Source organism: Streptomyces djakartensis, from assembly GCF_014651075.1.
Taxonomy (GTDB): Bacteria; Actinomycetota; Actinomycetes; order Streptomycetales; family Streptomycetaceae; genus Streptomyces; species Streptomyces djakartensis.
Genome location: NZ_BMWE01000006.1, coordinates 358,737 through 381,162 on the forward strand (window position 1 = coordinate 358,737; position 22,426 = coordinate 381,162).

Genomic DNA, 22,426 nt, shown 5'->3' on the forward strand with positions numbered 1-22,426 from the left:
GAGAGTCTGTATCGTCTGCCGCCCCTTGGCACGGTTTGGCCCGGTTCACGTCAAAGCGAACCGCGCCAAGGGGGGCCCGAACGGGGGGCCCGGCAAGGTACCGTCGGACATAAGGCAGCACCAGGAGTCCGCTGGACGTCGGCGTCCAGGAGTCTCCCAGGCGAAGGGGAAGCACACCGTGGCACGCATCGGTGACGGCGGCGATCTGCTCAAGTGCTCGTTCTGCGGCAAGAGCCAGAAGCAGGTCAAGAAGCTCATCGCAGGGCCCGGTGTCTACATCTGCGACGAGTGCATCGATCTCTGCAACGAGATCATCGAGGAAGAGCTCGCGGAGACCAGTGAGGTCCGCTGGGAGGAACTCCCGAAGCCCCGTGAGATCTACGAGTTCCTCGAGGGCTACGTGGTCGGCCAGGAGGCCGCCAAGAAGGCTCTCTCCGTGGCGGTGTACAACCACTACAAGCGAGTCCAGGCCGGCGAGAACGGCGGGGCGAACGGCCGTGACGACGCCATCGAGTTGGCGAAGTCCAACATCCTGCTCCTCGGCCCCACGGGCTCCGGCAAGACCCTCCTCGCGCAGACCCTCGCGCGCATGCTGAACGTCCCCTTCGCGATCGCCGACGCCACGGCGCTGACCGAGGCGGGGTACGTCGGTGAGGACGTCGAGAACATCCTCCTCAAGCTGATCCAGGCGGCCGACTACGACGTGAAGAAGGCCGAGACCGGGATCATCTACATCGACGAGATCGACAAGGTCGCGAGGAAGAGCGAGAACCCCTCGATCACGCGTGACGTCTCGGGTGAGGGCGTCCAGCAGGCCCTGCTGAAGATCCTGGAGGGCACCACGGCCTCGGTCCCGCCGCAGGGCGGCCGCAAGCACCCCCACCAGGAGTTCATCCAGATCGACACGACGAACGTGCTGTTCATCGTGGGCGGTGCCTTCGCCGGTCTCGAGAAGATCATCGAGGCCCGGGCCGGCGCCAAGGGCATCGGCTTCGGCGCGCAGATCCGCTCCAAGCGCGAGATGGAGTCCAAGGACCAGTTCCAGGAGGTCATGCCGGAGGACCTGGTCAAGTTCGGCATGATCCCCGAGTTCATCGGCCGCCTGCCCGTGCTCACCTCGGTCCACAACCTGGACCGCGAGGCGCTGCTCCAGATCCTCGTCGAGCCCCGCAACGCGCTGGTGAAGCAGTACCAGCGCCTCTTCGAACTCGACGGTGTGGAGCTGGACTTCGAGCGCGAGGCCCTCGAAGCCATCGCCGACCAGGCCATCCTCCGCCAGACTGGCGCGCGTGGCCTGCGCGCCATCATGGAGGAGGTCCTCCAGGGCGTGATGTACGAGGTCCCGTCCCGCAAGGACGTGGCCCGGGTCGTCATCACGGCGGACGTCGTCGAGTCGAACGTCAACCCGACGCTGATCCCGCGCGACGCGCGCGGACGCGGGCCGGGCGAGCAGAAGACGGCGTAGCCACCCCTCGTACACGAAGGCGCCCAGCACTGCTGGGCGCCTTCGTCGTGACCGGGGTCAGGCCGCGACGCGGATTTCCTCGCGGACCTTGGTGGTGAGGTCGATCGCGACGTCCTTGGTGACGCCCTTCGCCGCGTCACCCGGCGACACGATGGCGATGGTGCTGTAGTCGGCCCAGGCGCAGAACCAGTTGGTCTTCTCCTTCTTGGTCAGCCGGTCCTGACCCTTGACCGACTGGCACTTCATGACCGCGCCGTCGAGGTCGGCCGCCTCGGACTCGCCCACCAGTTCGGGCCTGCCGGACCCGGTGGTGGCCTCCTTCTCGGCGGCCTTCGCGAAGTTGGCGAAGAACAGGTCCAGCGTCGCCTCCGGGTCCGAGATCTCGCCGTAGGCGCCGGCCACCGAGAGGGTCTTGGCCGTCCCCAGCTTCGCCGCGGACGACGGGTCGTCGGGGTCGTAGTCGCTCAGGTCGACCGTGTTGTAGAGGCCCGCCACGGACTTGGCGTCCTTGACGCCGCTCTTCTCCAGCTCCGACGTCGAGTCGCTGCCGGCGGTCGCTCCGTCCTTGGTGGTGCGCTTGTACTCGCTCAGCACCGTCGCCGGCGTCTTCAGCTTGTGCGGCCCGTCGTCCTCCAGGCCGCCACCGCCTGCGCCGATCACGAAGTACGCCCCGACACCGATGGCGGCGACCACCGCGACCGCGCCGATGATGATGCCGGTCTTCTTCTTGCCGCTGCCCGGAGCGGGGGGCTGGGGCGCGCCGTAGGCCGCCTGGCCGTAGGGCGGCTGCGGCTGCTGGCCGTACGGGGGCTGCTGGCCGTACGGGGGCTGCTGGCCGTAGGGGCCCGGCTGGGGCGGGGCGCCCTGCGGGGCCTGCTGAGGGTGGCCGTAGCCCGGCTGGGGTGCGGCGGCCTGCTGCGGATAGCCGTAACCCGGCTGCGGAGCAGGGGCCTGCTGGGGGTAGCCGTAGCCGGGCTGGGGGGCCTGCGGCGGCTGGCCGTACGGTCCCGGCTGGCCGTACGGTCCGGGCTGCTGAGGCTGCCCGCCGTACGGGCCCGGCTGGTTGTGACTCATGTTCTGGCTTCCCCTCCAGATGTCTGTGTGTTCCGACATCCTGGCGCAGCCCCGTCGTGTCCATGGCATCGGGGCCCCGGCCGTTACAAAGCAAAGGCGTTTCGGGACAGCGACGTGACGCCTCTAAACTGACCCCCGTGACCGAGAACGCTCAGCAGCAGCCACCAGCGCCCAGCACCGACCTGCCGACCCAGTACGCGCCGGCCGACGTAGAGGGGCCGCTGTACGAGCGCTGGGTAGAGCGGGGTTACTTCGAGGCGGACGAGAAGAGCGACAAGCCGCCGTACACCATCGTCATCCCGCCGCCGAACGTCACGGGCTCGCTCCACCTGGGGCACGCCTTCGAGCACACCCTCATCGACGCCCTGACCCGCCGCAAGCGGATGCAGGGCTTCGAGACGCTGTGGCAGCCCGGCATGGACCACGCCGGCATCGCCACCCAGAACGTCGTCGAGCGGGAACTCGCCAAGGAGGGCAAGTCCCGGCACGACCTGGGCCGTGAGGCATTCGTCGACCGGGTCTGGCAGTGGAAGGGCGAGTCCGGCGGGCAGATCAGCGGCCAGATGCGCCGCCTCGGCGACGGCGTCGCCTGGTCGCGCGAGCGCTTCACCATGGACGAGGGCCTCTCGCAGGCCGTCCAGACCATCTTCAAGCGCCTCTACGACGACGAGCTGATCTACCGCGCCGAGCGCATCATCAACTGGTGCCCCCGGTGCCTGACCGCGATCTCGGACATCGAGGTCGAGTACCAGGACGACGACGGCGAGCTCGTCTCCATGAAGTACGGCGACGGTGACGACACCATCGTCGTCGCCACCACGCGTGCCGAGACGATGCTCGGTGACACGGCCGTCGCCGTCCACCCCGAGGACGAGCGGTACAAGCACCTGGTCGGCAAGCTGGTCAAGCTGCCGCTGACCGACCGCTCCATCCCGGTCGTCGCGGACGAGCACGTCGACCCCGAGTTCGGCACCGGCGCCGTCAAGGTGACGCCGGCGCACGACCCGAACGACTTCGAGATCGGCCAGCGCCACGACCTCCCGGCCCTGACGATCATGGACGAGCACGCGGTCATCACCGCCCACGGCCCCTTCCAGGGCCTGGACCGGCTGGAGGCCCGCTCGGCGATCGTCGCCGCGCTGCGTGCCGAGGGCCGGATCGTCGCCGAGAAGCGCCCGTACGTCCACAGCGTCGGCCACTGCTCGCGCTGCAAGACCACCATTGAACCGCGCCTGTCCATGCAGTGGTGGGTCAAGGTCGGCCCGCTCGCCAAGGCGGCCGGTGACGCCGTCCGCGACGGCAAGGTCAAGATCCACCCGCAGGAGATGGAGAAGCGCTACTTCGACTGGGTCGACAACCTCCACGACTGGTGCATCTCGCGGCAGTTGTGGTGGGGGCACCGCATCCCGGTCTGGTACGGGCCGAACGGCGAGGTCGTCTGCGTCGGCCCCGACGAGCAGCCGCCCGGCACCGAGGCCGAGGGCTGGCGTCAGGACACCGACGTCCTCGACACCTGGTTCTCCTCCGGTCTGTGGCCGTTCTCCACGCTCGGCTGGCCCGAACAGACCGAGTCGCTGGCGAAGTTCTACCCGAACTCGGTCCTGGTCACCGGCTACGACATCCTCTTCTTCTGGGTCGCCCGGATGATGATGTTCGGCCTGTACGCGATGGACGGCACCCCGCCGTTCCACACCATCGCCCTGCACGGCATGGTCCGCGACCAGTTCGGCAAGAAGATGTCGAAGTCCTTCGGCAACGCGGTCAACCCGCTGGACTGGATGGACAAGTACGGCAGCGACGCCCTGCGCTTCACCCTCGCCCGCGGCGCCAACCCGGGCGTCGACGTCCCGATCGGCGAGGACTGGGTCCAGGGATCGCGCAACTTCGCCAACAAGATCTGGAACGCGACCCGCTTCGCGCTGATGAACGGCGCGACGGTGGACGGCCCGCTGCCGGAGGCGTCGAAGCTGTCCTCGACCGACCGCTGGATCCTCTCCCGCCTGAACTCGGTCGTGGCCGAAGTCGACGCTTACTACGACGACTTCCAGTTCGCGAAGCTGTCGGACTCGCTGTTCCACTTCGCGTGGGACGAGGTCTTCGACTGGTACGTCGAGCTGTCCAAGACGACGTTCCAGGCGGGCGGCGAGGCGGCCGAGGTCTCCAAGCGCGTCCTCGGCGAGGTGCTCGACGTCACGCTGAAGCTGCTGCACCCGGTGGTCCCCTTCGTCACCGAGACGCTCTGGACCACGCTCACCGGCGGCGAGTCGGTCGTCATCGCCGACTGGCCGAGCGACAGCGGCTTCCGGGACGCCGACGCCGAGCGTGAGATCGAGAGCCTGCAGTCGGTCATCACCGAGGTCCGCCGCTTCCGCGCCGACCAGGGCCTCCAGCCCGGCCAGCGGGTCCCCGCCCGGCTCACCCTGGACGGCACGCCCTTCGCGACCCACGAGGCCGCCATCCGCCAGCTGCTGCGCCTCCAGCCGGAGGGCGACACCTTCACGGCGACGGCGACGCTCCCGGTCGCCGGTGCCGAGGTCGCCCTCGACCTCTCCGGCACGATCGACGTGGCGGCGGAGCGAAAGCGCCTGGCGAAGGACCTCGCCGCGGCCGAGAAGGAGAAGGCCCAGGCGAACGCGAAGCTCGGCAACGAGGCGTTCCTGGCGAAGGCCCCCGACCACGTCGTCGACAAGATCCGCACTCGTCTCGCCAAGGCGGAGGAGGACATCACCCGCATCCAGGCCCAGCTGGAGAGGCTGCCGCAGGGCTGAGGGTTCGTACGGTGTGAGGCCCCCGGAGCTGTCAGGCCCGGGGGCCTCTGACGTGGCTCAGGCACACGTACTCAGGGGCGCGGGGAACTGCGCGACAAGCCACGACGAACCCGCACACACACGACGACACAAACCACCCCCCGCCAATGTCACCCCCGCTCCGTAGACTGGCCCCGTGAGCGAGCTCCCTCCAGACCACAACGCCGACGACCAGCCCGACCCCCTCGACTCCTTCGACGAGATCATCGCGGAGGAAACCACCCGCGACCCCGACCTCGCGGTCATCGAAGCCGGCAGCCGAACCCTGCGCACCCAGGGCGGCCCGCCCGACGCCGACATCCCGGCCCGCCCCTCCGACCCCGAGGTCGACAAGGCCTTGCGCGAGGTCGAGGCGGAGCTCGCCACGCGCTGGGGCGAGACCAAGCTGGAGCCCTCCGTCAGCCGCATCGCCGCCCTGATGGACCTCCTGGGAGAGCCGCAGCGGTCCTACCCGTCGATCCACATCACGGGCACCAACGGCAAGACCTCCACCGCCCGCATGATCGAGGCCCTGCTCGGCGCCTTCGAGCTGCGCACCGGCCGGTACACCTCGCCGCACGTGCAGTCGATCACCGAGCGCATCAGCCTGGACGGCGCCCCCATCTCCGCCGAGCGGTTCATCGAGACGTACCAGGACATCAAGCCGTACGTGGAGATGGTCGACGCGTCGCAGGAGTACCGGCTGTCCTTCTTCGAGGTGCTCACCGGCATGGCGTACGCGGCGTTCGCCGACGCCCCCGCGGACGTCGTCGTCGTGGAGGTCGGCATGGGCGGCTCCTGGGACGCCACGAACGTGATCGACGGTGACGTCGCCGTCGTCACGCCGATAGACCTCGACCACACCGACCGGCTCGGCACCACGCACGCCGAGATCGCCACCGAGAAGGCCGGCATCGTCAAGCAGGGCGCCACCGTCATCCTGGCGCAGCAGCCGGTCGAGGCGGCGCAGGTGCTGCTGAAGAAGGCCGTCGAGGTGGACGCGACCGTGGCCCGGGAGGGGCTGGAGTTCGGGGTCGTGGACCGGCAGGTGGCCGTCGGCGGTCAGCTGCTCACGCTGCGCGGCCTCGGCGGCGAGTACCCGGAGGTGTACCTGCCGCTGCACGGCGCGCACCAGGCGCACAACGCTGCCGTCGCGCTCGCCGCGGTGGAGGCCTTCTTCGGCGTCGGCGCGCAGCGGGCCGAGCCGCTGGACCTGGACGCCGTCCGCAAGGCGTTCGCGGCCGTCGCCTCGCCCGGGCGGCTGGAGGTCGTGCGGCGGTCTCCGACCGTCGTGCTCGACGCCGCCCACAACCCGGCGGGTGCCCGGGCCGCCGCCGAGGCGATCGGGGAGGCCTTCCAGTTCAGCCGGCTCATCGGCGTGGTCGGCACGAGCGGCGACAAGAACGTACGGGAGCTGCTGGAGGCCTTCGAGCCGGTGTTCGCCGAGGTCGTGGTCACGCAGAACTCCAGCCACCGCGCGATGGACGCCGACGAGCTGGCCGGTATCGCCGTCGAGGTGTTCGGCGAGGAGCGGGTCCAGGTCGAGCCGCGGCTGCCCGACGCGCTGGAGGCCGCGATCACGCTGGCCGAGGAGGAGGGCGAGTTCTCGGGCGGCGGTGTGCTCGTGACCGGTTCCGTCATCACCGTCGGCGAGGCCCGACTGCTCCTGGGGAGGGGCTGAGATCCCGTGCGTACGCTCTGTTCCTCGACCCTGATCGGCGAGTTCTTCATCATCGGCTTCGCCGGTCTGGTCGCCATGAAGGACCCCGGCCTGTCCATGACGACCGTGTGGACGGTCAGCGGTGTCGCGATGTTCCTGTGCCTGGTGCTGTGCGGCCTGGTGACGCGGCCGGGCGGGGTCGCGCTCGGCTGGGCGCTGCAGATCGGGCTCGTCGCGTCGGGCTTCGTCGTGCCGATGATGTTCTTCCTCGGGGTGGTCTTCGCGGCTTTGTGGTGGGCGTCCGTGCACTACGGACGGAAGGTCGACGAGGCCAAGGCGAGATTCGCCGCTCAGGCCGAATCCTCCACACCTGACGCTGCGTGACGGCCGCCCCGACACGCCGGGTAACCTCGTCTCACCGCACAACCGCACAGCCTTGACGCATAAGGAGCCCCGTCGTGACCCAGCGCACCCTCGTCCTCCTCAAGCCCGACGCCGTCCGTCGTGGCCTGACCGGCGAGATCATCAGCCGCATCGAGCGCAAGGCGGGCTGGAAGATCACCGCGCTGGAGCTGCGCACCCTGGACCAGGACACGCTGGAGCAGCACTACGGCGAGCACAAGGGCAAGCCCTTCTACGAGCCGCTGGTGGAGTTCATGGCCTCCGGTCCGGTCGTGGCGATGATCGTCGAGGGTGAGCGGGTCATCGAGGGGCTGCGCGCGCTCGCCGGCCCGACCGACCCGATCGCCGCGGCCCCCGGCTCCATCCGCGGCGACTACGGCGTGATCGTCCGGGAGAACCTGATCCACGCCTCGGACTCGGAGGAGTCCGCCGAGCGAGAAGTGAAGATCTTCTTCCCGGGCCGCGCCTGAGACGCGAAGGACAAGCGAAGTCTGGGGGCGCCGCTCCCAGACTTTTCTGGCATATGCGTGCCGATCGAGGGAACGAACGCCCCCGAACGCCCGTCTCCACAAGCGAACCCGCACAGCATCTGCTGACATTGGCGGAGACCCTCCCGCAGTGTTCGCGAAGGCGCGTCTACGATGGAAGCCTTCACGTCACAGCACCCACCTTTGCCTACCTGAAAAGCCCTCAAAAGCTAGTGGGAAGGCCAGACGAATCCTGATGGGGAACTCAATGTCGTTCATCGGCCGTGACATGGCTGTCGACCTCGGGACCGCCAACACGCTGGTGTACGTCAGGGGTCGCGGGATCGTACTCAACGAGCCGTCCGTCGTCGCGATCAACACCAACACCGGTGGCATCCTCGCGGTCGGCGCCGAAGCGAAGAAGATGATCGGGCGCACGCCCGGCAACATCGTTGCCGTCCGTCCGCTGAAGGACGGCGTGATCGCCGACTTCGAGATCACCGAGCGGATGCTCCGCTACTTCATCCTGAAGATCCACAAGCGGCGGTATCTGGCTCGGCCGCGGGTCGTCGTCTGTGTGCCCTCGGGCATCACCGGCGTCGAGCGCCGCGCCGTCATCGAGGCGTCGTCCCAGGCCGGCGCCCGCCAGGTGCACATCATCGAGGAGCCCATGGCCGCGGCCATCGGCTCCGGCCTGCCGGTCCACGAGGCCACGGGCAACATGGTGGTCGACATCGGCGGCGGCACGACGGAGGTCGCGGTCATCTCCCTCGGCGGCATCGTCACCGCCCAGTCCATCCGCGTCGCGGGCGACGAACTGGACAACGCGATCATCCAGCACATCAAGAAGGAGTACTCCCTCCTGCTGGGTGAGCGCACGGCCGAACAGATCAAGATCACGATCGGATCGGCGTACGACCTCGACACCGACGAGCACACCGAAATCCGCGGCCGGGACCTCGTGTCCGGGCTGCCGAAGACCGTCGTCATCTCGGCGGCCGAAGTCCGCAAGGCGATCGAGGAGCCGGTCAACGCGATCGTCGACGCCGTCAAGACGACCCTCGACAAGTGTCCGCCGGAGCTGTCCGGCGACATCATGGACCGGGGCATCGTGCTGACGGGCGGCGGAGCGCTCCTGCGGGGCCTGGACGAGCGGCTGCGCCGGGAGACCGGCATGCCGATCCACATCGCCGAGGACCCCCTGGACAGCGTGGCGCTCGGCTCCGGAAAGTGCGTCGAGGAGTTCGAGGCACTCCAGCAGGTGCTCGACGCCCAGCCGCGCAGATGACGTAACTCTTCGATTCCGCCGTACGGGACGATCTCCCCTCGTACGGCGGATCTTGATATAGAGACATAACTCCCACAAATGCAGCCCCTTGGGTTCCCTGGGGCTTCCCGAATTCCTATGAGGAAGGGCACGGCCGCCGCACGTGAGGGACACACGAGAGAGCCGGCTGCTCCTGGTGCTGCTGATCGCCATCGCGTTCGCGTTGATCACGGTGGACATCCGCGGTGGGGAGGACTCACCGGTCGACGGTGCCCGGCAGGCCGCGGCGACGGTTTTCGGCCCGATCGAGAGCGGAGTCTCGGCCGCGGTCGACCCGGTCGGCAACGCGGTCTCCGCCATCCGGGACTCCGGAGAGCGGCACGACCGGCTCGCCGTGCTGGAAAAGGAGAACGCCGCCCTGAAGACCCGGCTCGGCAGTGACGACCGCAGCCGCAGCCGCCTCAGACAGCTCGACAAGATGCTCAAGGTCGCCGGCCAGGGCCAGTACGGCATCAAGGGCGCGGAGGTCATCGCCATAGGGGCCGCGCAGGGCTTCTCCTGGACCATCACCATCGACGTCGGCGCGAACGACGGCATCAAGCGCGACATGACCGTCCTGAACGGGGACGGGCTCGTCGGCCGGGTCACCACCGTCGGGCCGAACACCGCCACGGTCCTGCTCGCCAGCGACCCCGACTTCACGGTCGGCACCCGGATGGAGGACAGCGACGAGCTCGGCTTCGCCTCGGGGCAGGGCGACCGCCCGCTGCGCGTGGAACTCCTCAACGGCAAGGCGGAGGTCAAGAAGGGCGACCGTCTGGTCACCTTCGGCTCGCAGGCCGACCGGCCGTTCGTGCCCGGGGTGCCCGTCGGCGTGGTCTCCCGCGTCGACCCCTCCGGCGGCGGCCTGACCCGCACGCTGTACGTCACCCCGTACGCCGGCTTCACCAAGCTCGACATCGTCGGTGTCGTCGTCGAGGCCCCGAAGAAGGACCCGCGCGACACGGTGCTCCCGCCCAAGCCGAAGCCCACCCCCCGGCCGACGGTGACGGTGACCGTGACCCCGTCCGCCGGGGCACCCGCGGACGGCCAGAACCAGCAAGAGCAGTAGGAGCTGTCACCTCATGCGCGTCAACCGGATCCTGCTCTCCTCCGCCCTGGTCGTCGTCTCCCTGGTGATCCAGGTCAGCGTCCTCGCCCGCCTGCACCTGCCGGGCGCCGTGCCCGACCTGATGCTGCTCACCGTCCTCGGTTTCGCCCTGGTCTACGGGCACGTCGGCGGCGCCCTCATCGGCTTCGGCGCGGGCCTGCTCGCCGACCTGGCGCCGCCCGCCGACCACGCGGCCGGGCGGTACGCCCTCGTGCTGTGCGTCATCGGCTACCTCGCGGGCCTGGCGAAACCCGAGACGGGCCGGCTGAAGTCCGCGACCGGCCCCATGGTCGTGGTCGTCGCCGCGGCCCTCGGCTCCACCCTGCTGTACGCCGGGGTCGGCGCCCTCGTCGGTGACACCGCCGCCCGCCATGTGGGCCTGGGCGGCCTGCTGTTCACGGCCGCCCTGTACGACCTGCTGCTCGCGCCGTTCGTCGTGCCGGGGGTGATGGCGCTGGCCCGGCGCGCCGAGAACGACCCGCTCGCCGAGACCAACTCCGCCGCCAAGGCCACCGACATCTCCTCCGGCTGGCTCTCCGGCGGCACCGGCCTGAGGATCGGCAGCCAGCGCAACGGGCTGCGGGCGGCCCGGGCGAGGATGGCCCGCGCCGGGCGCATCAAGGGGGTCAAGCGGCTGTGAGCGCGGGGCAGTCCATCCGGTCATCACACAGGCGTCCACACACGGAGAGGAGGAGGCGGCCGCAGTGACCAACATTCCCGAGACCGGCCGCAACACGCGGGTCCAGATCCGTCTCGTCGTCATCCAGGTCCTCGTCCTCTCCCTCCTGCTCACCCTGGGCGGGCGCCTGTGGTACCTGCAGATCCGTGAGGGCGCGGCATACGCCAAGGAAGCCTCCGGGAACCACGTCCAGCAGGTCGTCCAGCCGGCCGTCCGCGGCTCCATCCTGGACGCACGCGGCGTGGCCCTCGCCGACAACGAGACCCGGCTGGTCGTCTCCGCCTCCCGCACCGACCTGCTGAAGATGAAGGACGACGGCAAGGAAGTCCTGACCAAACTCGCCCGAGTGCTGGGCATGACCCCCAAGGAGGTCATGCTGAAGGTCCGGCTGTGCGACGCCAAGACCCCCCAGCCCTGCTGGAACGGCTCGCCCTACCAGCCCATCCCCATCACCGACGAGGCCACCGCCAAGCAGGCCCTGCAGATCCGCGAGCGCGCCGAGGACTTCCCCGGCATCACCGCCGAGCCGCAGGCCGTGCGCCGCTACCCGAGCCCGGGCAAGGCCAACGCCGCCCAGGTCCTCGGCTACCTCTCGCCGGTCACCGACGAGGAGATCAAGGAGGCGCAGGACACCGACTCGCCGTTCCTGCGCTCCGACCAGGTCGGCCGCTCGGGCCTGGAGCGCCAGTACGACAAGCAGCTGCGCGGCAAGGCCGGCGTCACCCGCTACGAGGTCGACAACCTCGGCCGCGTCATCGGCCAGGCCGAGGCCGACCCCACCCACCCCGGCGACAACCTCGTCACCAGCATCGACGCCCGCGTCCAGCGGATCGCCGAGTACCAGCTGAACGAGGCCATGAAGGAAGCCCGCAAGCAGCACGACCGGAACACCGGCACCAACTACAAGGCCGACTCCGGTGCCGTCGTGGTGATGGAGGCCAAGACCGGCCGGGTCGTCGCCATGGCGTCCAACCCGGACTACGACCCGAACGCCTGGGTCGGCGGCATCTCCGCCAAGGACTACGCCCGGCTGACCGGCAAGAGCTCCAACTACCCGCTGCTCAACCGCGCGATCCAGGGCCAGTCGGCACCCGGCTCGATCTTCAAGGTCATCCCGACGGCCGCCGCGGTCAACGCGGGCTACCCCTTCGACGGCCCCTACGAGTGCTCCAGCTCGTACTCGATCGGCGGCCAGGTCTTCAAGAACTTCGAGTCCAAGGGATACGGCCCGATCAGCCTCGGCCGCGCCCTGGAGGTCTCCTGCGACACCGTCTTCTACCGCCTCTCCCACGAGGAGTGGAAGCGCGACGGCGGCACCAAGCCCAAGAAGAAGGCCAACGACTGGTTCTACAGGACGGCCCACCAGTTCGGCCTCGGCAAGGAGACCGGCATCGACCTGCCCAACGAGGTCACCGGCCGTGTCCCCGACCGCCAGTGGAAGCTGAACTACTGGAAGGCCAACAAGGACGCCTGGTGCCGCACCGGCAAGCGCGACGGCAGCTACGCGGAGAGGATCGCCTACGAGAACTGCCTCGAAGGCAACCGCATGCGCGCCGGTGACTCCGTCAACTACTCCATCGGCCAGGGCGACACGCTCGTGACGCCCATCCAGATGGCCACCATCTACGGCGCCATCTCCAACGGCGGCACCATGTACACCCCGTCGGTCGGCAAGGCCGTCATCAGCGCCGACGGCAAGACCGTCACACCGATCAAGCCCCGGGCGCACGGCAAGCTGCCGATGACCCGGAAGACGCGCGACGAGATAGACGAAGCCCTCGCGGGAGTCGCCACCCGCGGTACGGCCGCCTGGCGCTTCGGCGGCTGGCCGCAGGACAAGATCCCGATGCACGCCAAGACGGGTACGGCCGAGGTCTACGGCAAGCAGACCACCTCCTGGTTCGCCACGTACACCAAGGACTACTCGATCGTCATGACGATCTCCCAGGGCGGTACGGGCTCCGGCGCCTCGGGCCCCGCCGTCCGCAACATCTACAACGCGCTGTACGGCGTCTCCGAGGACGGCGAGATCGACTCGAAGAAGGCCCTGCTGCCCACCCCGCAGAAGGCCCTGCCGAAGGTCAAGACGGACGGCACCATCGCCACCCCGAAGATCGCCAAGGACCCCGCCAAGGACCAGCAGGCGAAGAAGAAGGACCCGAACGCCCCGGCCGACCCGCTCCAGCCGGCGACGTCGGCCCCGCCGTCGCCCGAGAACCGTGACACCCGAAGGCGCCGGCGCCGGCGGGGAAGCCGGAGGTTGCCGACATGACCGGCGGTGTGAACAGCTTCCAGGTATCCGGCTACGGCCCGGAGCGCTCCGGCTGGACCCGGCTCCTCGCCCGCGACTCCGTGGCACGGCGGCTCGACTGGCCGATCCTGCTGTCGGCGACGGCCCTGTCGCTGCTCGGCACGCTCCTCGTCTACTCGGCCACCCGCAACCGCACGGAGCTCAACCAGGGCGACCCGTACTACTTCCTCGTCCGGCACCTGCTCAACACGGGCATCGGCCTCGCCCTGATGGCCGGCACCATCTGGCTCGGCCACCGCGGCCTGCGCACGGCCGTGCCGGTCCTGTACGGCTTCTCGGTCCTGCTCATCCTGCTGGTGCTCACCCCGCTCGGCTCCACCATCAACGGCGCGCACTCCTGGATCAAGCTTCCCGGCGGCTTCTCCCTCCAGCCCTCGGAGTTCGTGAAGGTCACGATCATCCTGGGCATGGCGATGCTGCTGTCGGCGCGCGTCGACGCGGGAGACAGGCAGTACCCGGACCACCGCACGGTCATGCAGGCCCTGGGTCTGGCCGCCGTGCCCATGGCCATCGTGATGCTCATGCCCGACCTCGGGTCCGTCATGGTCATGGTCATCATCGTGCTCGGCGTACTGCTCGCCTCCGGAGCCTCCAACCGATGGGTGTTCGGCCTGCTCGGCGCGGGCGCGGCCGGCGCGATCACCGTCTGGCAGCTCGGGGTGCTCGACGACTACCAGATCGCCCGCTTCGCCGCCTTCGCCAACCCCGAACTCGACCCGGCCGGCGTCGGCTACAACACCAACCAGGCCCGCATCGCCATCGGCTCCGGCGGCCTGACCGGCTCAGGCCTCTTCCACGGCTCCCAGACCACCGGCCAGTTCGTGCCCGAACAGCAGACGGACTTCGTCTTCACCGTGGCGGGGGAGGAGCTGGGCTTCCTCGGCGGCGGCCTGATCATCCTGCTGCTCGGCGTCGTGCTGTGGCGGGCCTGCCGCATCGCCCGCGAGACCACCGACCTGTACGGCACGGTCGTGGCCGCCGGCATCGTCGCCTGGTTCGCCTTCCAGACGTTCGAGAACGTCGGCATGACCCTCGGCATCATGCCGGTCACCGGCCTGCCGCTGCCCTTCGTGTCGTACGGCGGATCGTCGATGTTCGCCGTGTGGATAGCGGTCGGCCTGCTGCAGTCGATCCGGGTACAACGCCCGATGTCGGCGTGAACACACCGGGCGGGGCCGCCCTCTGCCGCCCCGCCCGCACGCCGACTAGATTCGGTGTATGGCGGACACCAAGCGTGAGATCGAGCGGAAGTACGAGTCCGAGGACAGCGGGCTTCCCGACCTGACCGGTGTCACCGGCGTCGCGGCCGTCCTCGACAAGGGTGTCTCACACCTCGACGCCACCTACTACGACACCGCCGACGAACGCCTCGCCGCGTCGTCCGTCACCCTGCGCCGGCGCACCGGCGGCTCCGACGCGGGCTGGCACCTGAAGTTCCCGGTCGCCCCGGGCGTCCGCGACGAGATCCACGCCCCACTGTCCGAGACCCTCCCGGACGTCCTCGCCGCACTGGTCCGCTCCCGGGTCCGCGACCGCGAGCTGCTGCCCCTCGTCCGGCTCCGTTCCGACCGCGACGTGCGCCACCTCGTCGACGCCGACGGGAAGCCGCTCGCCGAGGTCAGCGTCGACACCGTGCACGCGCAGCGGCTCACGGACGGCGGCGCGGCGCGGTGGACCGAGATCGAGGTGGAGCTCGCCGACGGGGGAGACCCGGCCTTCCTCGACATGGTCGGCAAGCGGCTGCGCAAGGCGGGCGTACGGCCGTCGGCGTCGGCGTCGAAACTGGCCCGGGCCCTCGCGGAAACGGCTCCCGCCGGACACCGCGCGTCCAGCCCCGTCGCGGACCCGGTGACCGCCGGAGACCATGTCCTCGCGTACGTGCGCGCCCAGCGTGACGCCATCGTCGAACTCGACCCGGCCGTCCGCCGGGACACGGAGGACTCCGTGCACCGCATGCGGGTGGCCAGCCGGCGGCTGCGCAGCACCTTCAAGTCGTTCGGGGACATCCTCGACCGGGCCGCCACCGACCCCCTCGCCGACGAGCTGAAATGGCTGGCCGGGGAGCTGGGCCTGGACCGCGACCGCGAGGTGCTGTCCGCACGGCTGACGGCGGCCCTCGACGAGGTGCCCGACGGCCTGGTCCGCGGCCCCGTGGCCGAGCGCTTGCGCGGCTGGTCGCGCGCCGAACACCACACGGCCCACGGCCGCATCACCGGGGTCCTGGACTCACGCCGCTACCTCGCCCTGCTCGACACCCTGGACACGCTGATCGCCGCCCCGCCGCTGCTGAAGGCCGCCGGGAAGAAGCCCGGCAAGCCACTCGCCAAGGCCGTCAGTAAAGACTTCCGCAAGGTGTCCCGGCTGGTCGAGCGGGCATTGGAGCTGGAGCCCGGCACCGAGCGGGACGTCGCCGTGCACGAGGCCCGCAAGAAGGCCAAGCGCGCCCGCTACGCAGCGGAGGCGGCCCAGCCGGCCCTCGGCAAGCCCGCCAAGAGCATGGTCAAGTCCATGAAGACGCTGCAGAAACTCCTCGGCGAGCACCAGGACAGCGTGATGGCCCGGCAGACCCTGCGCGAGCTGTCGGCGGTCGCCCACGCGGCGGGGGAGAGCGCCTTCACCTACGGCCTGCTCCACGAGCGCGAGGAGCAGCGGGCCCTGCGCACGGAGGCTGAGCTGCCCGGCCTGTGGAAGGAGATCAAGGGGGCAGCGCCGGGCCTGTGACCCTTGGGGCGTACGGAAGCGCCCCGCCGTCGCGTTACGCTGAATGGTCACCCCTGTCAGTTCAGTCCAGCTCACGAAGGTGCGCGACATGCCTGCCGAAGTCGCTGCGTCGGTGTTCCCGCAGCTCGAAGCTCTGCTCCCGCATGTGCAGAAGCCGATCCAGTACGTCGGCGGAGAACTCAACTCCACGGTCAAGGAGTGGGAGTCCTGCGACGTCCGCTGGGCACTCATGTACCCGGACGCCTACGAGGTCGGCCTGCCCAACCAGGGCGTCATGATCCTCTACGAGGTGCTGAACGAGCAGCAGGGCGTCCTCGCCGAGCGCACCTACAGCGTGTGGCCGGACCTCGAGGAGCTGATGCGCGAGCACGGCGTCCCCCAGTTCACGGTGGACAGCCACCGCCCGGTGAAGGCGTTCGACGTGCTCGGCCTCTCCTTCTCCACGGAGCTGGGCTACACCAACATGCTGGCGGCCCTGGACCTCTCCGGCATCCCCCTGGAGGCCAAGGACCGCGGCCTGGACGACCCGATCGTCATGGCCGGCGGCCACGCCGCCTTCAACCCCGAGCCGATCGCGGACTTCATCGACTGCGCCGTGATCGGCGACGGTGAGCAGGCGGTCCTGGAGATCACGGCGATCATCCGCGCCTGGAAGGCGGAAGGCCGCCCCGGCGGCCGCGAGGAGCTGCTCTTCCGCCTGGCGAGGACGGGCGGCGTGTACGTCCCCGGCTTCTACGACGTCGAGTACCTGCCCGACGGCCGTATCGCCCGGGTCGTGCCGAACCGCAGCGGCGTCCCGTGGCGCGTCTCCAAGCACACGGTCATGGACCTCGACGAGTGGCCGTACCCCAAGCAGCCCCTGGTCCCGCTGGCCGAGACGGTCCACGAGCGCATGTCGGTGGAGATCTTCCGCGGCTGCACCCGTGGCTGCCGCTTCTGCCAGGCCGGCATGATCACGCGCCCGGTCCGCGAGCGTTCCATCACGGGCATCGGCGACATGGTCGAGCAGGGCCTGAAGGCGACGGGCTTCGAGGAGGTCGGCCTGCTGTCGCTCTCCTCGGCCGACCACAGCGAGATCGGCGACGTGGCCAAGGGCCTGGCGGACCGCTACGAGGACGACAAGATCGGCCTCTCCCTGCCGTCCACCCGCGTGGACGCCTTCAACATCGACCTGGCCAACGAGCTGACGCGCAACGGCCGCCGCTCCGGTCTCACGTTCGCCCCCGAGGGCGGCTCGGAACGCATCCGCAAGGTCATCAACAAGATGGTCTCGGAGGACGACCTGATCCGTACCGTCGCCACCGCCTACGGCAACGGCTGGCGTCAGGTGAAGCTGTACTTCATGTGCGGCCTGCCGACGGAGACCGACGAGGACGTCCTGCAGATCGCGGACATGGCGACGAAGGTCATCGCCAAGGGCCGCGAGGTCTCCCGCTCCAACGACATCCGCTGCACCGTCTCGATCGGCGGCTTCGTCCCCAAGCCCCACACGCCGTTCCAGTGGGCGCCGCAGCTGTCGGCGGAGGAGACGGACGCCCGCCTGGAGAAGCTGCGGAACAAGATCCGCGGCGACAAGAAGTACGGCCGCTCCATCGGCTTCCGCTACCACGACGGCAAGCCCGGCATCGTCGAGGGCCTGCTGTCCAGGGGCGACCGCCGCACCGGCGCGATCATCCGCGCGGTCTACGACGACGGCGGCCGCTTCGACGGCTGGCGTGAGCACTTCTCGTACGACCGCTGGATGGCCTGCGCCGACAAGGCGCTTGCCCCCTTCGGTGTGGACGTCGACTGGTACACCACGCGCGAGCGCACGTACGAGGAGGTCCTCCCCTGGGACCACCTGGACTCCGGCCTCGACAAGGACTGGCTCTGGGAGGACTGGCAGGACGCTCTCGACGAGACGGAGGTCGAGGACTGTCGCTGGACGCCGTGCTTCGACTGCGGGGTGTGTCCGCAGATGGACACCCACATCCAGATCGGCCCCACGGGTAAGAAGCTCCTGCCCCTGACCGTCAAGAACGCCGCTTCGGCCCCCGGCGGACACGGGCACTGAACGCACGCGCGATGAGGTGTGAGCGGTGCGTTCTCCGGGGGACTCGTTGGGACAGGCGGGGTCGGTGACGCTCCCCCGGGGGGCCGGCTCGGCCAGGTTCCCCCAGTTCGGAAGATGTGCTGGGGGAGCCGTCAGGCAAGGCGGCCGTGTTCGCAGACGCGGCGCGCGACCTCGCGGAGTTTGATGTTGTTGTCCTGGGAGTAGCGGCGCAGCACGTCGAACGCCTGCTTCTCGGTGAGGTCGTGGCTGCCCATGACGATGCCCATGGCCTCGCCGATCACATGGCGGGTCTCGACGGCCTGCTGGAGCTGGGCGTGGCTGCGGGCGCTGGAGAAGGCGATGGCGGCGTGCGAGGCCAGCAGCCAGCCGGCCATCTCGCTGTCCTCCGTGAAGGCTCCGGGCTTGCCGGAGTACAGGTTGAGCGCGCCGAACTCCTCGTCATCGGTGTAGAGCAGGAAGCCCATCATGCTGCCCACGCCGAGTCCCTCGGCCCGGGAGGCGTATTCGGGCCAGCGTGGCACCTCGTGGGTGAAGTCGTGGATGCGGAAGACCCGCTCCCCGGTGTCGCTGCGCGCCGCGTCGAAGCAGGGGCCCTCCTGGAGGCGTTCCTGGAGGCGGTCGCTCTCGGTGACCAGGGGGTGGGTGGGCGCGAGTGTCTCCACCTTATTGCCGTGCAGCAGGAGGATGCCGGCCGCGTCGCAGCCCGCCACCAGTTCCGTGGCCGAGTGCGTGATGCGCTCGAGGGTGGCGTCGACCGAGTCCTGAGCCAGCAGGTCCCGAGCCATGGAGGCCATCTGCTGTGCGAACGCCCGCCATTCCACTGTCTTCCTCCTCGGCTCGGGGGCTCTTGCTTGCTACCCCGCCAACGGTGTCAGGTGCGGCACGCGAACGGTGGGCGGACGCGCCCCTGTCGCCGCCTTCGGTTACCCCTTTGTCCCTTCGGGCATGTGACCCGTTGTGACATCTATCGATTTTCGATAGATTTTCATCGTGGATCGATCGGCCGCCTTCCGGTGCGTGCACACCGTGATCGGCGCATTCGTGGCCGCTGCGCCGCTGGTCCTCGCGCTGGTCGTGCTCGTGCTGCGGATGCTGATCGCGCAGGCCGTCGCACGGGACAATCAGGCGGCCCGGACGCAGGCCGAGCTGGAAGAGGTCATCTGATGCCGATCGCCGTCGACATCGACGTCATGCTGGCCAAGCGGAAGATGTCCGTGGGCGAGCTCGCGGAACGCGTCGGCATCACCCCCGCCAACCTCGCGGTCCTCAAGAACGGCCGCGCCAAGGCGGTCCGTTTCTCGACCCTCGCCGCCCTCTGCGAGGTGCTCGGATGCCAGCCGGGGGACCTGCTGCGCTGGGAGGCCGACGGCGCCGCCGACGGGACAATGCCGTGATGGAGAACATCGGCATCCGCCAGTCGCCCCGGCTGCTCCAGACGCGTCCGGCCGGCGCGTGAGCGGGGTGTGATCCGCGCGTCGCCGCATCCGGACGCGGCGTTGAGGCGTCTTCGCAGGTATGGATCTGGAGAAGTCGGCCCGCGAGGGCTCCGAGGCGCGGGGCGATCTGCGCGGGCAGCCGGAGGCCGAGGGGTGTCTCGTCGTCGCGATCCGGATTCCGGTGCGGATCGTCGTGCTGGTGCTGGTCGTCCCCGTGCGGCTGGCGTGGGACGGGCTCGTCGCGGCCGGGCGGTTCGTGAACGACGTGCTGCTCAGGCCCCTGGGGCGGGCGTCGCTGTGGCTGGGGCGGGCGCTGTTCGTGTGGCCCTTCGTCGGGCTGTGGCGGTACCTGGTCGTGCCGGTGGCCAAGGCGCTGGGGTGGCTCGGCGGCGTCCTGGTCGTCTTGCCCGTCGTGTGGCTCCACCGCTACGTGCTGACGCCTTTGGGGCAAGCGATCGCGTGGGCCGCCGGGGGCGCCGCCGCCGCGTTCGGCTGGGGGTACAGGTGGGTGCTCACGCCGATCGGGCATGCCGCGATGTGGGTGCTCAAGGGGTTCGGCGCCCTGCTCGCCGCCCTGGGCGTCGGTGTGTACACGGCCATGGCGTGGCTCGTCAGGTACCTCCTCGTCGTGCCGGCCGGGTGGCTGTACACCTGGGTGCTCGCGCCCGCCGGCCGCGCGATCGCCTGGTGCGCCAAGGGGCTCCTGTGGCTGGTGAGCGCGATCGTCACCGGCATCGGGACGGCCCTCCACCGGACCGGCCGGATCCTGCTCGTGCTGCCCGCGCTCGCCGTCTGGCGGTGGGTGCTCAACCCGGTCGCAAGGGTCCTCGCCGTCATCGGGCGGGAGGTGTGGGACGCCCTGGGCCACGCCTGGCGCGTCGCCGGGCACGTCTCGCTCGTCATCGGCCGGTTCCTCGGCACCCTCTTGCGGTGGATCTTCGTCGAGCCGGTGCGGTGGGTGTACCGCGGGGTGCTGACGCCGGTCGGGCACGTGGTGCGCGACGCGGTCCTGCGGCCCGCCGCCGAGGCGGCCCGCAGTGTGGGACGGGCCACCCGGCAGGCACTCGCCGCCGCCCGGGACTCCGTGCGGCAGGCGCGCGCCGACTTCCGGCGGATGCTCTTCGGGGAGCCGCGGCAGCCGCGGCAGGTCGACCGGAGGGAACCTTCGGGCCGCGAGGCACGTACTCTTGGTAGCAGTACGACCGCTCTCACGAAGGACTGAACGACACTGGGCAAGCGACAGCCCGAAGGCCCGCCGCCCGCACCCGCGGTGCAGCGCATCCGACTGCGCTACACCAAGCGCGGCCGCCTCCGGTTCACCAGCCACCGTGACTTCCAGCGCGCCTTCGAGCGTGCGTTGCGCCGTGCCGAGGTGCCGATGGCCTACTCGGCGGGCTTCACACCGCACCCGAAGGTGTCGTACGCCAATGCCGCACCCACCGGCACGGGCAGTGAGGCGGAGTACCTGGAGATCGCGCTCACCGCGCCGCGCGACCCGGAGCAGCTCAGGATCCTTCTCGACGAGTCGCTGCCCACCGGGCTCGACATCGTCGAGGCGGTCGAGGCCCGCACCTCGGGCCTCGCCGACCGGCTCACGGCTTCCGTGTGGGAGCTGCGGCTGGACGGCGTGTCGCAGGAGGAGGCCCGCCGTGCGGCGGACGCCTTCACCGCGGCCGAGACCGTGGAGGTGCAGCGCCTCGCCAAGAACGGGGTCCGTACCTTCGACGCCCGCTCCGCCGTCGTGAGCCTGGAGATCCGCGACCTCGCGGAAACACACAGTCCGCAGGCTGATAGGCCGACCGACCAGCCCTGTGCGATACTGCGGCTGGTTGTTCGGCACGTGACGCCTGCCGTACGACCCGACGACGTCCTGTCCGGTCTCCGCGCCGTGGCCGACCTGGCGCCGCCGGTCCCCGCAGCGGTGACCAGGCTGGCGCAGGGGCTGTTCGATGAAGAGACCGGCACGGTGACCGACCCGCTCGCGCCCGACCGCGAGGCAGCACAGGCCCGCTCAACGGCCGAACCGCCTGCCGCCGCGACGGCGCCGGCGTAAGGAAGGTCCCGCGTAGGGACGGACGTCGTAGCGCCGCCCTCGGACTCGGGAGCCACCTGGGTCGGGCAGCGCACCGACCAGAAGACTTTCGCCAGGCCGTACGCAATAGGTGTACGGAACCGGCGAGACAGGACACGGAGAGCTCCCGTGCGGCGCCCGCGCCCCGGACGGCGGCGACGCGCACAGCGCGAGCCGCGGACGTCACCGGCACAGCCGGACCAGGCGCGGCGCCCGGGAGCCTGACGGGAGAAAAGCCCGCATGCTCGAACCGACCGAACCCACAGAGTCCTCGACGGGCTCCGAACAGAACAACACCCCCAGCGACACCCTGCCGCCCCGCCGGCGGCGCCGCGCCGCGTCCCGCCCGGCGGGTCCGCCCGTCGGCGCCTCCTCCGACGCTCCGGTGGAGACCGTCACGCCGGCCATACCGGTCGCGGATCCCGAGGACCTCGAGGAAGAAGCCGGGGAAGCCGCTGCGGAGACCGCGACCGCTGCCGAGGAGGCGACCGCCGCGCCCGCCGAGAGCGGCGAGCCCGGTGAGGACGCCGCTCCCGCCGCTCCCAAGCGGCGTCGAGTGGTGCGCCGTGCTTCAGCGCCCGCCGGGTCCCCGGAGTCCGCGGAGGCCGCCGAGACCGTGGTACCGGTGACCGCCGCTGCCCCCGCCGCCCCCGAGGCGCCGGAGCAGACCGAGGCTCCCGCGCCCGCCGAGGTGGCCGAGGACGCCGCTCCCCGGCGTACCCGGCGTCGTGCGACGCGCAGCGTGGCCACGCCCGCCGCGACTGCGCCGGAGGCGAGCGAGACGGCGGCGGCACCGGCGGCGAGTGCTTCCGAGCCCGTCGCGGCTGATGCCGCGGAGGGCGCTGGGGCCGCCGAGGAGGCCGCCGCGCGCCGACCGCGGCGCC

Annotated in this window: 17 protein-coding genes and 2 pseudogenes; 17 read left to right on the forward strand and 2 right to left on the reverse strand. The window is 70.2% G+C overall.

What is annotated here, in order from left to right; translation table 11 throughout:
* The first annotated feature begins 178 nt into the window (after window positions 1-178).
* Window positions 179-1,465, forward strand: a complete 1,287-nt coding sequence (gene clpX, locus IE212_RS13220; protein ID WP_190197985.1) for an ATP-dependent Clp protease ATP-binding subunit ClpX — start codon at window positions 179-181, stop codon at window positions 1,463-1,465.
* A 57-nt stretch (window positions 1,466-1,522) separates the two neighbouring features.
* Here the strand turns inward: clpX and IE212_RS13225 are convergent, their stop codons facing one another.
* Window positions 1,523-2,539, reverse strand: coding sequence for a hypothetical protein (locus IE212_RS13225; protein ID WP_190197986.1), 1,017 nt, complete (start codon window positions 2,537-2,539; stop codon window positions 1,523-1,525).
* Window positions 2,540-2,676: 137 nt separating this feature from the next.
* On the opposite strand from IE212_RS13225, the gene IE212_RS13230 reads away from it, so the two are divergent.
* The 11 genes from IE212_RS13230 (at window position 2,677) to IE212_RS13280 (ending at window position 18,035) form a co-directional block, all read left to right on the forward strand.
* Window positions 2,677-5,307, forward strand: a complete 2,631-nt coding sequence (locus IE212_RS13230; RefSeq protein WP_190197987.1) for a valine--tRNA ligase — start codon at window positions 2,677-2,679, stop codon at window positions 5,305-5,307.
* Between the two features lie 175 nt (window positions 5,308-5,482).
* Complete coding sequence (gene folC, locus IE212_RS13235; RefSeq protein ID WP_190197988.1) at window positions 5,483-7,006, forward strand: bifunctional tetrahydrofolate synthase/dihydrofolate synthase; 1,524 nt, start codon at window positions 5,483-5,485, stop codon at window positions 7,004-7,006.
* Between the two features lie 6 nt (window positions 7,007-7,012).
* Window positions 7,013-7,369, forward strand: a complete 357-nt coding sequence (locus IE212_RS13240) for a DUF4233 domain-containing protein (RefSeq protein WP_190197989.1) — start codon at window positions 7,013-7,015, stop codon at window positions 7,367-7,369.
* Between the two features lie 74 nt (window positions 7,370-7,443).
* Window positions 7,444-7,857, forward strand: a complete 414-nt coding sequence (ndk, locus tag IE212_RS13245; protein ID WP_190197990.1) for a nucleoside-diphosphate kinase — start codon at window positions 7,444-7,446, stop codon at window positions 7,855-7,857.
* Window positions 7,858-8,122: 265 nt separating this feature from the next.
* On the forward strand, window positions 8,123-9,142 hold the full coding sequence (locus IE212_RS13250; RefSeq protein ID WP_006133575.1) for a rod shape-determining protein: 1,020 nt from the start codon (window positions 8,123-8,125) through the stop codon (window positions 9,140-9,142).
* Window positions 9,143-9,284: 142 nt separating this feature from the next.
* Window positions 9,285-10,232: a rod shape-determining protein MreC gene (mreC, locus tag IE212_RS13255; protein WP_190197991.1), complete on the forward strand. Its 948-nt coding sequence runs from the start codon at window positions 9,285-9,287 to the stop codon at window positions 10,230-10,232.
* Window positions 10,233-10,245: 13 nt separating this feature from the next.
* Complete coding sequence (gene mreD, locus IE212_RS13260) at window positions 10,246-10,911, forward strand: rod shape-determining protein MreD (RefSeq protein ID WP_190197992.1); 666 nt, start codon at window positions 10,246-10,248, stop codon at window positions 10,909-10,911.
* A 64-nt stretch (window positions 10,912-10,975) separates the two neighbouring features.
* Window positions 10,976-13,222 (forward strand): penicillin-binding protein 2, encoded by a 2,247-nt coding sequence (gene mrdA, locus IE212_RS13265; protein ID WP_190197993.1) that lies wholly within the window; start codon window positions 10,976-10,978, stop codon window positions 13,220-13,222.
* Entirely contained in the window at window positions 13,219-14,421 is a 1,203-nt protein-coding gene (rodA, locus tag IE212_RS13270) for a rod shape-determining protein RodA (protein ID WP_190197994.1), read from the forward strand. Before mrdA ends, rodA begins: the two co-directional genes overlap by 4 nt.
* 58 nt (window positions 14,422-14,479) lie before the next feature.
* A complete protein-coding gene (locus tag IE212_RS13275; protein ID WP_190197995.1) occupies window positions 14,480-15,982 on the forward strand; it encodes a CYTH and CHAD domain-containing protein in 1,503 nt (500 codons plus the stop codon).
* Window positions 15,983-16,070: 88 nt separating this feature from the next.
* Window positions 16,071-18,035: a TIGR03960 family B12-binding radical SAM protein gene (locus tag IE212_RS13280; RefSeq protein WP_190197996.1), complete on the forward strand. Its 1,965-nt coding sequence runs from the start codon at window positions 16,071-16,073 to the stop codon at window positions 18,033-18,035.
* Between the two features lie 131 nt (window positions 18,036-18,166).
* Here IE212_RS13280 and IE212_RS13285 read toward each other — a convergent pair whose 3' ends face one another.
* A complete protein-coding gene (locus IE212_RS13285) occupies window positions 18,167-18,856 on the reverse strand; it encodes a GAF and ANTAR domain-containing protein (protein WP_229864258.1) in 690 nt (229 codons plus the stop codon).
* 181 nt (window positions 18,857-19,037) lie between these two features.
* Between IE212_RS13285 and IE212_RS13290 the strand changes: the two are divergent.
* The 5 genes and pseudogenes from IE212_RS13290 to IE212_RS13310 all read left to right on the forward strand — a co-directional run.
* A pseudogene (locus IE212_RS13290) lies at window positions 19,038-19,199 on the forward strand (DUF2975 domain-containing protein); the annotation flags it as partial.
* A complete protein-coding gene (locus IE212_RS13295; protein WP_190197997.1) occupies window positions 19,199-19,429 on the forward strand; it encodes a helix-turn-helix domain-containing protein in 231 nt (76 codons plus the stop codon). The pseudogene IE212_RS13290 and the gene IE212_RS13295, both read left to right, overlap by 1 nt.
* 121 nt (window positions 19,430-19,550) lie before the next feature.
* Complete coding sequence (locus IE212_RS13300) at window positions 19,551-20,693, forward strand: hypothetical protein (RefSeq protein WP_190197998.1); 1,143 nt, start codon at window positions 19,551-19,553, stop codon at window positions 20,691-20,693.
* A gap of 48 nt (window positions 20,694-20,741) precedes the next feature.
* Window positions 20,742-21,524 carry a TIGR03936 family radical SAM-associated protein gene (locus IE212_RS13305; protein ID WP_190197999.1) on the forward strand — a complete coding sequence of 261 codons (783 nt, stop codon included), beginning with the start codon at window positions 20,742-20,744 and terminating at the stop codon, window positions 21,522-21,524.
* Between the two features lie 259 nt (window positions 21,525-21,783).
* Window positions 21,784-22,426 (forward strand): annotated as a pseudogene (locus IE212_RS13310) (Rne/Rng family ribonuclease); the annotation flags it as partial.